Source organism: Janthinobacterium sp. TND4EL3 (assembly GCF_900156175.1).
Lineage (GTDB): Bacteria > Pseudomonadota > Gammaproteobacteria > Burkholderiales > Burkholderiaceae_D > Janthinobacterium.
Window position 1 is genome coordinate 46795 of record NZ_FTMV01000014.1, and the last position, 13458, is coordinate 60252.

Consider the following 13458-nt stretch of genomic DNA (forward strand, 5'->3'; position numbering starts at 1 on the left):
TTCAGCCTTGCTTATGAAGAATTCATCTAAGGCGGATGATCGCCGCCCTGGCGCCCACGGCGCCCGGATAGCTGGGGTCGAGCTGCAGCGCCTGGCGATACGCCTCGACGGCCTGCGGGCGCAAGCCTTGCTCCACATAAAACTCGGCCAGGCTGTCGTGCAGGTTCGCGTCGCGCGGATGCAGGCTGACGGCCGCCTGCAGCACGGCCATGCCTGGCGCCACGGCGCCGCTGCCTTTCAAACGGTAGGCTTCCAGGTTCAGCGCCGCCGGACTGGCCGCCCCCAGCGGGTCGCGGGCCAGCGACAGGCGCAGGGCAGCCGTGGCATCGTTCGTCTTGCCGGCGCGCAGCAAGGTCAAGCCCTGCAGCGCATGCGCGCCGTCGCTGAGCGGATACAAGGCCACGGCCAGGCGGCCGGCCGCCAGCGCCGCCTCGGTGTCGCCGCGCGCGGCCGACGCTTGCGCCAGCTCAAGCAGCTCGGGCACGAAATCGGGATAGGCGCGCTGGCCATGGAAGGCAGCGCGCAGCTGGCCGTCGAGCGCGGCGATGGACACGGGGGCCTGCGGCCAGGCGATGGCCGCCGTGCCGTCCCAGCTGGCGGCCAGGGTCACGATGGCTTGCTCGAAGGCGGGATCGAAACGGGGCAAGGTGCCGGACGCTTTGCCTTGCGACAGCAGAATATAGTCGCGCGCAAACGCCAGCGCGCCGCCGCGCGAATAGGTATCCAGGTCGGCGCCCGACCGGCGCAGCGCTCCGGCCATGCTGGCGCCGGCCGTGAGAAACACGCGCCCGCCCGCGGGATGGCGGGCCGTTTCGATGTAGGCGCGCGCGGCCGTGGCGTCCGGCGCCAGCGCTTGTTGCTTGATGTGCGCAAAGGCTGCCCGCGTGGCGGCCGCATCGGCATACGCCTGATCCGTGCGCTCGGCGTAGGCCCGGCCCTCCTCGAACAGGCCTTGCGCCACCTGGTAAGCGCGCTGCGCGCCCGCATCGGCGATATACGTGTGCAGCTGCCACGGTTCGCCCGTGACCACCTCGAACAGGCGCTGCACGAAGGCTTCCGGATTGACGCGCTCGAGATTGGACGCGACGGCAAGGGTGAGCTTGCGCGAGGGGAAACTGTACAGATAGGTGACGGTTTCCGGCTGCTGGCCGCTGTGCGCGATGGCGTAGCGCCCGCCCGCGGGAGGGATTTCCCAGCCCATGCCGTAGTGCGTCAAGCGGCCCGCGCGCGTGGCCATCGGCTGCACCATGGCCGCCACGCTGGCTGGCGACAGGATTTTGCCTTCATGCACGCCCCGGCCGAAGGCCAGCATGTCGGGCACGCTGGCGCGCGTGCCGCCGGCCGAAAAGCGGCTGCTGATGTCGACGAATTCCGAATTCTTCAACGCCGTGCCGGCCAGCCGGTAGCCGCGCACGCGGTGGGCGATCACGGCGTCGGGGTCGTCCATCACGGTGGTGTCCATGCCCAGCGGCCCCCACACGTGGCGCCGCATGTAGCCGCCATAGCTTTCGCCCGAGGCGCCCTCAATGACGGCGCCCAGCAGGTTGTAGCCATAGCTCGTGTAGCGGAAGCGCGTGCCCGGTTCGGCCACCAGGTCGAACTGCTCGAAGACGGCGATGGACTGGCGCGTATCCTTGTGCTCCTTGAAATGCTGTTCCACCTGGCTGTTGCGGTAGGCGTCGATGCCGCCCAGGTGGCCCAGCAGCTGGCGCACCGTCACGGGGAAGGGTTTCACAGGGAAGTACGGCACATAGGTTTGCACGGGCGCATCGAGGTCGACCTTGCCCTGCTCGGCCAGCTGCAGGATGGCCACCGCCGTCATGGGCTTGGTGACGGACGCCAGCCGGTAGCTGGAGCTGGCCGTGGCCGGCACGCGGTTTTCCAGGTCCGCATGGCCATAGCCTTTTACCCATTCCACGTCGCCCTGGCTGAAACCGACGGTCACGCCCGGGATGCGCTGCGCGGCCATGCGCCGGGCCACCCAGCCATCGAAGTCCGCCAGGCGCGCGGCCAGCGCAGGAGAGGGAGCAGACGCGGGAACAGATGAGGGGGCGGCCTGCGCCACGCCGCACAGCAGCGCCAGCGCGCCGGCGAAGCCGTAGTATTTGCTGCTTTGCATAGTCATGCTTCCATGGTGAGGGCCGCGTCCACCACGCGGCGCTGATGCATGGTAAGTGGCTTTCACACCTCCTTGTCGCGCCGTGCACGAAATGCACGCTGACTGCATGAACGGCACCGAAGTGGATGAAAATGTTGCAAAGGGTTGGCAAATGAGCAGCTACAATGCCCGCCATGCCCTCCCTCTTCCGCTACCTGCCGCGGTACTGCCTCGCCTGCTGCCTGGCCTGGCCCTGTTTCGCCATGGGCATGGACAGGCTATCGCTGGACGAGGGCTGGCGCGCCTGCGGCGCGGGTCCCTCCGCGCCCGCCGCCGCGCTGCACCAGTTGCTCCGGCCGGGCCAGCTGCTGTGCATCGAGCGCGAACTGGTCCTGGCCGCCACGCCGCCGTCGACGCAGCTGCTGGTGCTGTCGGCGCTCGCTGCCAGCGAGCTGTGGCTCGATGGCAGCTTGATCGGCAGCAATGGCCAGCCGGCCCGCCAGGCTGGCGGGGAACGCGCGGGCGACATCGATTTCGCCATCCACCTGAGGCCGCAGCAATTGACCGCAGGCAAACACCACCTGCGCCTGCTGCTGTCGACGCAGCAGGCGCCGGCGCGCCTGGCGTCGCCCTTTTATGCGCTGTACCTGGTCGACCGGCAGGACTACCGCGCGGCACTGGCCTGGTACCGGCTGCCGCCGCTGCTGCTGGCCGGGGCGCTGGGCGCCGTCGCCCTGCTGTTCCTGGCCTTGAGCACGCTGTACCAGCGGCAGCGGCACTGGGCCATGTTTGCCGCGCTGTGCCTGGTGGCGGCGCTGCTGCTGGTGGTGGAGCTCTGGCGCAGCGTCACGGGCTACGCCTATCCCTGGCACCTGCCGCGCCTGTATGCCGTCAGCGCCCTGACCTGGCTGTTTTCCGCCCTGCTGCCCCTGTACTTCTATACGGCGTACCGCCTGCCCCGCTGGCCGCTGGCGGCGGCGGTGCTGCTGGCGTGCATTGCGCTGGCCGGCGCGCTGCCCGCGCATTTCGACGCGCGCTGCTGGCTGATGTTTCTGGCGGGCCTGGCAGCGAGCCTGCTGCTGAACCTGGTCGCCCTGTGGCGCCGCCTGCCCGGCAGCCGCGGCGGCACCCTGATCGCGCTCGCTTCGTGCGCCCTGTTCCTGCTGACGGGCAGCCAGTTTGCCGAAGGGGGCTTCGCCCTCGTCGTGTGCTTCCTGCTGCTGCCCCTGTGCGCGCAATTGCTGGCGCAACTGTTGAGCGAACGCGGCAAGGCGGCGCGCGCCTGGCAGCTGGAGAACCAGCTCTTGCGCAAAAGCATGCAGCCGCATTTCCTGATGAATTCCCTGAGCCTGATCGGCGAACTCAACGCGCAATCGCCGCAGGCGGCCGAAACCTTCATCGAGGCGCTGGGCGCCGAGTTACGCATGCTCAATGAATTTGCGCAGCAGCCCAGCATTGCCCTGACGCAGGAACTGGCCCTGTGCCAGAATTACCTGAGCATCATGGGCACGCGGCTGCAGCAGCCGTGCGGCCTGCTGCTCGACGGCGACGCGGCAGGCATCACCGTGCCGCCCGCCATCTTGCTGACGGCCCTGGAAAATGCGTTCAGCCACAACCGCTACCGCCAAGGCGCCCGCTTCGTGCTGCGCATCGTTCAACATGCGCAAACGCACATGCTGGCCCTGCTGCTGCCCGAAGGCGAGGCACGCCCCCATGCGGGCGGCGGCGTGGGCGAACAATACATCCGCGCCAGCCTGCATGCCGTGTTTGGCGAGCGCGCCCGCTATGACATTGAGCAACAGCAACAAGGCTGGCTCGTCACCTTCACCCTGCCGGCCACCCCATGAACGTATTGATACTGGAAGACGAACCGCTGATCGCGCAAGGCCTGGCACGCGAAGTACGCGCGCATTTCGGCGCGCGACTCCGCAATCTCGTGCTGCATGACAATGTGCCGCAGGCGCTGGCCGCCTTGGCGCAGGAGCAAGAGCAGGTCGACTTGCTGCTGCTGGACTTGCACCTGCACGGCGCGGACGGCTACGAGCTGCTGCGCCAGGTCCGGCACGCCCCGTTCCAGACCATCATCGTCTCGGCCCACGCGGAGCGCTCGATCACGGCCTTCGAGTTCGGCGTGCTCGATTTCGTCGCCAAGCCTTTCAGCCGCGAACGGCTGCACAAGGCGCTGCAACGCTATACGGAACGGCACGCGCAAGCGGCCTCGCTGGCCGTCAAGAAACGCGGGGCGCTGGAATGGATCGCCATGGCCGAGATCGACCACGTGCAGGCCGATGGCCACTACAGCAATATCGTGCTGCGCAGCGGCGAACGGTGTTTTCATGACTTGCCTATCGACAAGCTCATGGCCCTGCTGCCGCCCCACTTCCTGCGCGTGCACCGCTCCTACCTCGTCAACAGCCTCGGTTTCAAGCGGCTGCAGATCGCCGCGGGCGGCAAATATGCGCTCGACACGCAGACCAGCACGGGCATCCCCGTCTCGCGCAGCAGCTATCCCGCGCTGAAACGGCGGCTGCTGGGCTGAAGTCCCCGCCTACCAGTGCGGCGCGTAATTGGGAAACGGCGAAGCCATGTGTTCGGGCTCCACGGGCGGCGCCATCCAGTCGCGCGGGTCGACCTTGTAGTACTTGAGAAACTCCTCGTACAGTTCCGCATGGTGCTCGGCCATCTGGTAGGGCTTTTCAAAGAAGGTTTCCGTCGCCACGGCAAAGAATTCGGCGGGATTGGTGGCGCCGTAGTGGTCCATCACGCTTTGCTGCCGGTACATGGCGTCGTGGCGCAGGTTGTCGAAGTCGCGCGACAGCACGGTGGCCCAGCTGCGGTAGCTCGACACGCTGGGCAGGTAGGGCGCGCCATTCGCGGCGCCCGATTCGCTGTCGAGCTGGTGGGCGAATTCATGCAGCACCACATTGTGGCCATCGGTCCAGTCGGCCGCGCCGCGCTGCACGTGGTCCCAGGCCAGCACGACGCGGCCATCGCCCCAGGATTCGCCCAGCAAGCCATTCGCAGACGGCGTGACGACGCCGCCCGGCCCCACTTCATCGCGCCTGACGATGAATTCCGTGGGATACACGAGGATGGTGTCGAGCTCGGGATACACCTGGGTCTGGCGATTGAGCAGCAGCAAGCACGCCTGGCCGGCGATGGTGTAGCGCATCTCGTCCGTGATCTCCAGGCCGCCGCAGCCGACGAATTTCTTCTGGTACAGGAACTGCACGACGAGGTGGCGCAACTGCTGCTGCAGCGCTGGCGGCATGCGTGTGTAGACGGGAATGTTCTTCTCCAGCACGGCCAGGCCTTCGGCCGGCAAGGGCCTGGCCAGCGCCCGCTTCAGGCGCCAGCGGGGCAGCCACAGCGACAGGGCGATGGCGGCCGTGACGAGAGCGATCCACAGCAGCGGGTTCATGCGGCGGCCCGATGCAGGATGACGTAGCAGGAAAACAATACGGCGGCGTAGGCAGGCAAGGACAAGCTCCTTCAGGTGAAGCCGCGCGTCGCGGGCGGCAGTTCAGCCCACATGGGGTTGATTAACATCTTTTCAATCCGCCAAGATCAAAGGGCCAGCTCGAACGCCAAAAGCCGGGTGGCAACCCGGCTTTTATTCCTTCATTACAACGCCTGACAAAACCGTCGCGAACGGCGGTGCTTTGTGGCCAAGAAGCGCAACCGTACTCCAGTACGGCAAGCATCGCAGGCCGCGCGCCGCGCGAGGCTTGCTCAGGTGTTATTCTGCAGTTTTTTGCTGCGGCGCACCAAACAGGGCGGCCACCAGCGGATCGCGCGTCACGGGACCGCGGTTGACGCGGATGGCGTAATGCGTGTCATCGGCCAGGATGTGGAAGTGGCGGCCGCTGCCTGCCATGCTTTGCTCGCGCAGGCCGGGACGGTCCTTGCGCGGTGGCGCGCCTTCGCGTTTCGGCTGGACGATGGCGGCCAGGAAGGCGCGCACGCGCTCAGGGTCCGGCGTCAGCTGGTACACTGCCTTGCCCAGGTAGGTGGCCGTGCCTTCGATGTAGCGGGCCAGTTCGATCACGCCCGCTTCGCGCAGGTCGCGGATGTATTTGCGGGCGCCCGATGGCGAAAACTTGAGGAACCAGGCGATTTCGTCGGCCAGCATCTCGTGCAGCGACAATTCGCCGATCAGCTTTTGCATGTTTTCGATGCGGCGCAGCGTGGCCGACGTCGAACGCACGCGCTCGATCGGTGCCATGGAAATAGGATTCATGCGTTCCGGGGGGATAGGTGCTACACGTTCGACCATTTGCGAGCCTTTTTCGGGGCTACGAAGTTCCTGGTGCGCTGCCTTTAATTCGCTCTTCACGTGAGACTGAGTCATTGCATGCATTTGAATACTCCTTTTTAACGATTGCCGGTAGCCCGGATTGTTAAGTTCTTGGCAATTTTTATGCCAGAAAGCCACAAATCCTGGGCGTCTGACCACAGAATGCCATCGTCCCTCCCCTTGGTCTGTGCGTTAACGAACATTAGAAGCAAGAAAGTGAAAAATATTTCTTCAATGAATTATTTCTCTGATGCCTATACATTTGTACAAACGGGATTTCTGCGCCCAAGGTTAAATAGCGAACAGAAGCGTCAGCATTCTTGCAATAAATTCAAGCTTCACGCGCGGCGCAAGCGCAGGGCGCAGGCCCGGCTGCCCGCACCGCCCGCATCGTGCCCTTCTTGATACTCTGCAAAGGAACCATCATGAACCTGCCTTCCCTGCTGGCCGCCACCGCCCTGCTCACCCTGTCCGCCTGTAAAAAGCCGGCCGAACCGCCGCTGCCCGAAACGGCCCCCAATCCCGCGTCCGCCCCGCAAGTCATGCCAATGCCGGCCCCCATCACGCCGGCCAGGCCGGAAGCCGGTCCCGGCCATGTGACGCCACCCGCGCCGCTGACGGACCCGGCCACCGCACCGGCACTGCCGCCAGTCACGGCGCCCAAGTAAATAAGGCCGCCTGACGGCCATCGATCAGGCGCCCGCGCGGCGCCGCCCCTACTCCACGGGGGAGTTACGCGTTGCCAGTCCGTTTGCAACGCGTTTTTTTACGATTGGAGTGGGCCGCGCCATTTAGGTTCATCCGCGCGCGCCAAAACTGCCTGCGCCAGCCTCCTCCCGCCCCCGGCGCCAGTGCGGCAATCCGCACGCCCTTTGCCGCCCGCGTGCGGATAAACGGAATAGCAATATTTCTGCATTTCAACAGATTCAAATTAAACCTTTATAAACAATCACTTGCAATAAACGTCAAAATGCGCTCCACTGGCACGGAAGATGCTTTTATATTTTCATAACCGCCACCAGAGCGGCAGCCTGACCCACTATATAAAACCATCCACCTTTTGGAGACAACAGCATGGCAAGCACCTTCCGCATCTCGTCCTTCCTCAATACCAAGGCCCTGGCCGTCGCCGTCGCGCTGGCCGCGCAATTCCCGCTGGCCGTCCACGCGGCCGACACGGTGCGTCTGGGCAACCTGAAATTCGCCCATTACGGCGCCGTCGCCTACATGAAGGAAATCGCGCCGAAATACGACCTGAAGATCGAAGAACGCATCTTCGCCAAGGGCCTCGACATCGTGCCGGCCATGATCGCCGGCGAAGTCGACGTGTCGGCCAGCGCGCTGGAAGCGGCCATCACGGGCCGCGCCACGGGCTTGCCCGTCTACCTCGTGGGCGGCTTCGCCAAGGGCGGCGTGCAGATCGTCGGCCGTCCCGACCTGAACATCAAGGGCATCGCCGACCTGAAAGGCAAGAAAGTCGGCGTCACGCGCGGCGGCCCGCAGGAAATCCTGCTGTTTGCCGAATTGTCGAAGGCGAATCTGACCTGGTCGGACAAGCCGGGCAAGGACGTGCAGATCCTGTACATGGGCTACCCGGACCTGAACCAGGCGCTCTTGACGCGCGATATCGACGCCATGAGCCAGTCCGAGCCGTATTCCACGCAGGCCATCCACAAGAAATACGGTTCGGCCATCCTCAAGCCCTATGACACGCCGCTGGGCGAGCCCGTGCGCGCCCTTGTCATGACGGAAAAGATGTACAAGGAAAAACCGGCCGTGGCCCAGCGCTTCATGGATTGCTTCGTCGCCGCCACGCGGGCGTTCTTGGCCGACCCGAAACTGGCGGAAAAATACGTGCGCGAATCGATGTTCAAGAACCAGATCACGAGCGAGGACTACCGCGACGCCATCGACAACGCCATCTTCACGGAAGACATCACCCAGAGCCACGTGCAGCTGACCACCGACTACATGGTGAAGTTCGGCGTGGGCCGCATGGCCAAGCCGCCTGCCGCCAAGGACTGGGTCAAGCTGGACCTGCTGGAAAAAGCCAAGAAGTCCTACGCACCTCGCTAATCTGAAAGTGTCACGATGAATATACAAATGATGAAACGCTTCGCGCACGGCGCCGCCGTGCCCGCAGCTGCATTGCTTCTTTGGCAAGCCCTGTCCACGTTTGGCTGGATCAATCCGCAAATCCTGCCCTCGCCCGTGGCCGTGCTGGTGAAATGGTATGAATACCTGATCCCCATGCAAGCCTACACGCCCGAAGCGGGCAACTACCTGGTGTGGATGTTTTCCGGCGAACTGCCGCACGACGCCTGGGCCAGCCTGTCGCGCGTGCTGGGAGGCTTTGCCATCGGCGCCGGCCTGGCCTTGCCGCTGGGCTTGCTGATGGGCACCAACAAGACCATCTATAAACTGTTCGACCCGCTGGTGCAGGTGCTGCGCCCGATTCCGCCGATCGCCTACATTCCGCTGGCGATCCTCTGGTTCGGCCTGGGCAACCCGCCCGCCTTCTTCCTGATCAGCATCGGCTCCTTCTTCCCCGTGCTGATGAATACCATCGCCGGCGTGCGCCAGGTCGACGGCATTTATATCCGCGCCGCGCGCAACCTGGGCGCCAGCCAGATGACGATGTTCCGCCGCGTCATCCTGCCGGCCGCCACGCCGTATATCCTGGCCGGCGCGCGCATCGGCATGGGCACGGCCTTCATCGTCGTGATCGTTGCCGAAATGATCGCCGTCAACAGCGGCCTCGGTTTCCGCATCCTGGAAGCGCGCGAGTATTTCTGGTCTGACAAGATTATCGCCGGCATGTTTACCATCGGCCTGTTCGGCCTGGCCATCGATATCGCCATGAATGCCCTGAACAACCATCTGCTGCAGTGGCACCGCGGCCTGGAACACTGAGAGGAACGGCCATGACCACCATCAGCATCAAAGCAGTCAATAAAATCTTCACCACGGGCGGCGCCGACGTCATCGCCCTGAAGGACATCAACCTGGAAATCGCCAGCGGCGAGTTCATCTGCCTGCTGGGGCCGTCCGGCTGCGGCAAGTCCACCCTGCTCAATGCCATCGCCGGCTTCTCGCAGCCGACGTCGGGCCAGATCCTGGCCGGCGGCAAGCTGATCACCGACCCCGGTCCCGACCGCGGCATGGTGTTCCAGGAATACGCGCTGTTCCCCTGGATGACCATCGAGAGCAATATCGCCTTCGGCCTGGAAATTGCCGGCAAGACGCCGGCCGAGATCAAGGAACGGGTCGACATGCTGCTGAGCATGCTGGGCTTGACGGAATTCCGTACCCGCTACCCGAAGGACTTGTCCGGCGGCATGCGCCAGCGCGTGGCGATCGCCCGCGTGCTGGCCCTCGATTCGCCGATCATGCTGATGGACGAGCCGTTCGGCGCGCTGGACGCCTTGACCCGGCGCAACCTGCAGGATGAATTGCTGAAAATCTGGAAAGTCTTCGGCACCACCATCGTGTTCGTCACGCACTCGATCGAGGAATCGATCTACCTGGCCGACCGCACCATCGTCATGACCTACCGTCCCGGCACCATCAAGCGCGACGTGGCCATCGAACTGCCCCGCCCGCGCGACCCGAGCGACCCCGAGTTCAACCGCCTGAAACGCATGCTGGGCGAGATGGTGATGGAAGAGCAGCAGCGTCATCATAATGCCGAGACGATGGCAAGTACCGCAGACTAAGTAATGGGGTCAGACCCGGCGGGTCTGACCCCAGATTGCCCACGCACGGGCATAAACATACACACGGAGCACCATGGCATTCGGCAAAAGGCCCCTGAAACAGCTGCTTGCCCCCCTGCTGGCCGTGGGCTCGCTGGTCGTGCTGACGTGGGCCTCGTATGCCTGGGTCAAGCAGCGCCAGCTCGATGAATTGCACCGCACGCTAGATTCGCGCGCGGAACTGTATGCGGCGTCCATCGGCGGCGCCCTCAACAAGTACGAATTCCTGCCCCTGGCCGTGGCCCAGAGCGATGCCGTGGCGCAGCTGCTGGAACAGCCCAGCGCCGACAGAGTGACGCAGATCAATGCCTACCTGGTCGACATGAACCGCCGCGCGGGCGCGTTTGCCGTCTACGTGCTCGACGACAAGGGCACGACCCTGGCGTCGAGCAACTGGCAAGACCGCAGCTCGTACGTGGGCGTCAACTACGGTTTCCGGCCCTACTTCAAGGATGCGATCGCGGGCGGCATCGGCCGCTTCTACGGCATCGGTGCCTCCACCTTCGAGGCCGGCTATTTCATTTCGCAGCCCGTGCAGCGCAACGGGCGCATCATCGGCATCGTCGCCGCCAAGGTCAACCTGGACTGGATCGAGCAATCGTGGCGCACGCCGGGCGCCGGCGAGCAGATCTGGGTCAAGGATGCGAATGGCGTAATCATCCTGGCGACCACGCAAGCCTTCAAGTTCAAGACCCTGGCGCCCCTGTCGCCGGCAGCGAAGAACGATATCAGCGCACAGCGCCAGTTCCTGCAGGAAAATCTTCCCATCCTGCCGCACAAGGTGCGGCGCCAGTTCGCCGACGGCGCCAGCGTGATGACGCTGGAGCGTCCGCAGGCCGGCGATGCGCCGGCCCTGTCCGGCAGCACCGACTACCTGGCCGTGAACCGCGCGCTGGGGCCCCTGCAATGGCAGATCACGGTGCTGGCCGAACTCGACCAGGTGGAAGAGGCGGCGCGCAACGCGGCTATCGCCACGGCGCTGGGCTGGGCCCTGCTGCTGCTGGCCCTGCTGTATGCGCGCCAGCGCCGGCGCCGCATCGCCGACAAGCTCAACGCCCAGCAAACGCTGGCGCGCGCCTATGAACAGCTGGAAATCAAGGTCGAGCAGCGCACGGCCGACCTCGTCCACGCGAATGGCCGCCTGCAAGCCGAGGTGGCCGAGCGCGAGCGGGCCGAGCAGACCCTGCGCTATGCCCAGGCGGAACTGGTGCAAAGCGGCAAGCTGGCGGCCATCGGCCAGATGGCGGCCGGGGTCACGCACGAGCTGAACCAGCCGCTGGCCGCCCTGCAGACGTTTTCCGACAATGCCAAGGTCTTCCTGGCGCGCGGCCAGATCGACGACGCGCTCGACAATCTGTCCACCATTTCCGACCTCGTCAAGCGCCTCGGCTACGTGACCTCGCAATTGAAAGGCTTTGCGCGGCGCAGCGACGACGCCCGCAAGCCCGTCAGCGTGCGCCAGGCGTTCGCGCAGACCATGCTGCAAATCCGCACGCGCAAGGGTTCGCAGCGCCTGACCCTGCATGAAAGCTGGCCCGAGGACGACATCATCGTGCTGTGCAACGCCATCGGCCTGGAACAGGTGTTTACCAATCTGATCACGAATGCCATGGATGCCGTGCCGGAAGGCGAACCCGTGCAGATCTGGTTCCAGATACGCCGCGAAGCCACCCTCGCCGTCATCCATATCACCGATAATGGCCCCGGCATCCCCCTGGCCTCGCTCGACAAGATCTTCGACCCCTTCTATACCACCAAGGAACACGGGCTGGGACTGGGACTGTCGATCAGCGCCGGCATCCTGCGCGCGGCCGGCAGCGCGCTGGCCGTGCGCAACCGCAGCGCGCAGGAAGGGGGCGGCGCACAATTTACCATCACCCTGAGCTGCGACCCGGGGGATAGAGACGAAGGAAACATCTGATGCATGAGAATAATTTCGAGGGCATGCAAGTGCTGCTCGTGGAAGACGACGCCGTCGTGCGCAAGGGTGCGCGCCAATCGCTGGAGCTGGCGGGCCTGCAGGTGACGGCCGTCGCCACGGCCGAGGAAGCACTGCCCTATCTGGTGCCCGAATTTGCCGGCATTTTATTGAGCGATATCAAGCTGCCCGGCATGGATGGCTTGAAACTGCTCGATATTGCCGTCGCGCAGGACGCCAGCCTGCCCGTCATCCTCGTCACGGGCCACGGCGACGTGTCGATGGCCGTGGGCGCCATGCGCCGCGGCGCCTACGATTTCATCGAAAAACCGTTTTCCGCCGACCTGCTGGTGGAAGTGTGCCGCCGCGCCCTGGACAAACGCCACCTGGTGCTGGAAAACATGAAGCTGCGGGCGCAGCTGGAAAACCGCGCCGGCATCGATGCCCGCATCGTCGGCCGCAGCGCGGCCATGGCCAAGGTACGCCAGCTGGTGCTGAACCTGGCGCCCAAGTCCGCCGACATCATCATCCTCGGCGAAACGGGTACCGGCAAGGAACTGATCGCCCGCTGCCTGCACGACTTCAGCGAGCGGCGCGACCACCCTTTCGTGGCCATCAATTGCGGCGCGCTGCCCGAATCGATTTTTGAATCGGAACTGTTCGGCCACGAGGAAGGGGCATTTACGGGCGCGCAGCGCCAGCGCATCGGCAAGATCGAGTACGCGAACGGCGGCACCCTGTTCCTCGACGAAATCGAAAGCATGCCGCTGGCCCTGCAGGTGAAACTGCTGCGCGTGCTGCAGGAGCGGCAAGTCGAGCGCCTCGGTTCCAACAAATTAATATCCGTCAATTTCCGCGTGATCGCCGCCGCCAAGGAAGACTTGAACGTGCTGGCCGAACAAGGGAAATTCCGGCCCGACCTGTACTACCGCCTGAACGTGGCCAGCCTGACGCTGCCCGCGCTGCGCAACCGGCGCGAGGATATCCCGCTGCTGTTCGAATTCTTCGTGCTGCAGGCGGCACTGCGCTACGGCCAGCCGGCGGCCCTCGTCAGCGGCGAGCTGATCGCGTCCCTGATGGCGCAGCGCTGGGCCGGCAATGTGCGCGAACTGCACAACGTGGCCGACCGCTTCGTGCTGGGCCTGCTCGACGACACGCTCAGTCCTGCCGGCTGCCGCGAGGCATCGCTGGCCGAGCAGGTCGACACCTTCGAGATTTCCATCATCGAGGAAGCCTTGCGCCGCCACAACGGCAACGTCATCGATGCGGCCGCCGCGCTGAGTATCCCGAAGAAGACGCTGTACGACAAGCTCAAGCGCTTCGAGATTTCCACGGAACAGTTCCGTTAATCAGTAGCAACTAGCCGACACGGCCATGGGGCGGCGTCCTA

General features: G+C 64.7%; 11 protein-coding genes. 8 read left to right on the top strand and 3 right to left on the bottom strand.

All coding sequences use genetic code 11. From position 1 onward, the window contains the following. Nucleotides 1-22: 22 nt before the first annotated feature. A complete protein-coding gene (locus tag BXA07_RS20525) occupies nt 23-2119 on the bottom strand; it encodes a serine hydrolase domain-containing protein (RefSeq protein ID WP_076570397.1) in 2097 nt (698 codons plus the stop codon). 173 nt (nt 2120-2292) lie between these two features. On the opposite strand from BXA07_RS20525, the gene BXA07_RS20530 reads away from it, so the two are divergent. Further along, the gene (locus tag BXA07_RS20530) at nt 2293-3945 is read left to right on the top strand and encodes a histidine kinase (RefSeq protein ID WP_170909701.1); all 1653 of its coding nucleotides are present in this window, start codon (nt 2293-2295) and stop codon (nt 3943-3945) included. After that, nucleotides 3942-4637 (top strand): LytR/AlgR family response regulator transcription factor, encoded by a 696-nt coding sequence (locus BXA07_RS20535; protein ID WP_076570401.1) that lies wholly within the window; start codon nt 3942-3944, stop codon nt 4635-4637. Before BXA07_RS20530 ends, BXA07_RS20535 begins: the two co-directional genes overlap by 4 nt. Before the next feature lie 9 nt (nt 4638-4646). Here the strand turns inward: BXA07_RS20535 and BXA07_RS20540 are convergent, their stop codons facing one another. Together BXA07_RS20540 and BXA07_RS20545 are read right to left on the bottom strand one after the other, a co-directional pair. Then, nucleotides 4647-5519 carry a M90 family metallopeptidase gene (locus tag BXA07_RS20540; protein WP_076570403.1) on the bottom strand — a complete coding sequence of 291 codons (873 nt, stop codon included), beginning with the start codon at nt 5517-5519 and terminating at the stop codon, nt 4647-4649. 318 nt (nt 5520-5837) lie between these two features. Beyond that, nucleotides 5838-6338 carry a winged helix-turn-helix domain-containing protein gene (locus tag BXA07_RS20545; RefSeq protein ID WP_226938940.1) on the bottom strand — a complete coding sequence of 167 codons (501 nt, stop codon included), beginning with the start codon at nt 6336-6338 and terminating at the stop codon, nt 5838-5840. 482 nt (nt 6339-6820) lie between these two features. Here BXA07_RS20545 and BXA07_RS20550 point away from each other — a divergent pair, with 482 nt between their 5' ends. From BXA07_RS20550 to BXA07_RS20575, 6 genes are all read left to right on the top strand, one after another. Continuing rightward, a complete protein-coding gene (locus BXA07_RS20550; protein WP_076570408.1) occupies nt 6821-7063 on the top strand; it encodes a hypothetical protein in 243 nt (80 codons plus the stop codon). 406 nt (nt 7064-7469) lie between these two features. Next, nucleotides 7470-8471 carry an ABC transporter substrate-binding protein gene (locus tag BXA07_RS20555; protein ID WP_076570411.1) on the top strand — a complete coding sequence of 334 codons (1002 nt, stop codon included), beginning with the start codon at nt 7470-7472 and terminating at the stop codon, nt 8469-8471. A 15-nt stretch (nt 8472-8486) separates the two neighbouring features. After that, nucleotides 8487-9308, top strand: coding sequence for an ABC transporter permease (locus tag BXA07_RS20560; protein WP_076570413.1), 822 nt, complete (start codon nt 8487-8489; stop codon nt 9306-9308). 11 nt (nt 9309-9319) lie between these two features. Beyond that, nucleotides 9320-10111 carry an ABC transporter ATP-binding protein gene (locus BXA07_RS20565; protein ID WP_076570415.1) on the top strand — a complete coding sequence of 264 codons (792 nt, stop codon included), beginning with the start codon at nt 9320-9322 and terminating at the stop codon, nt 10109-10111. 73 nt (nt 10112-10184) lie between these two features. After that, a complete protein-coding gene (locus BXA07_RS20570; RefSeq protein ID WP_076570417.1) occupies nt 10185-12071 on the top strand; it encodes a sensor histidine kinase in 1887 nt (628 codons plus the stop codon). Then, nucleotides 12071-13417 (top strand): sigma-54-dependent transcriptional regulator, encoded by a 1347-nt coding sequence (locus BXA07_RS20575; RefSeq protein ID WP_076570419.1) that lies wholly within the window; start codon nt 12071-12073, stop codon nt 13415-13417. The genes BXA07_RS20570 and BXA07_RS20575 overlap by 1 nt, the downstream gene beginning before the upstream one ends. Nucleotides 13418-13458: the final 41 nt, after the last annotated feature.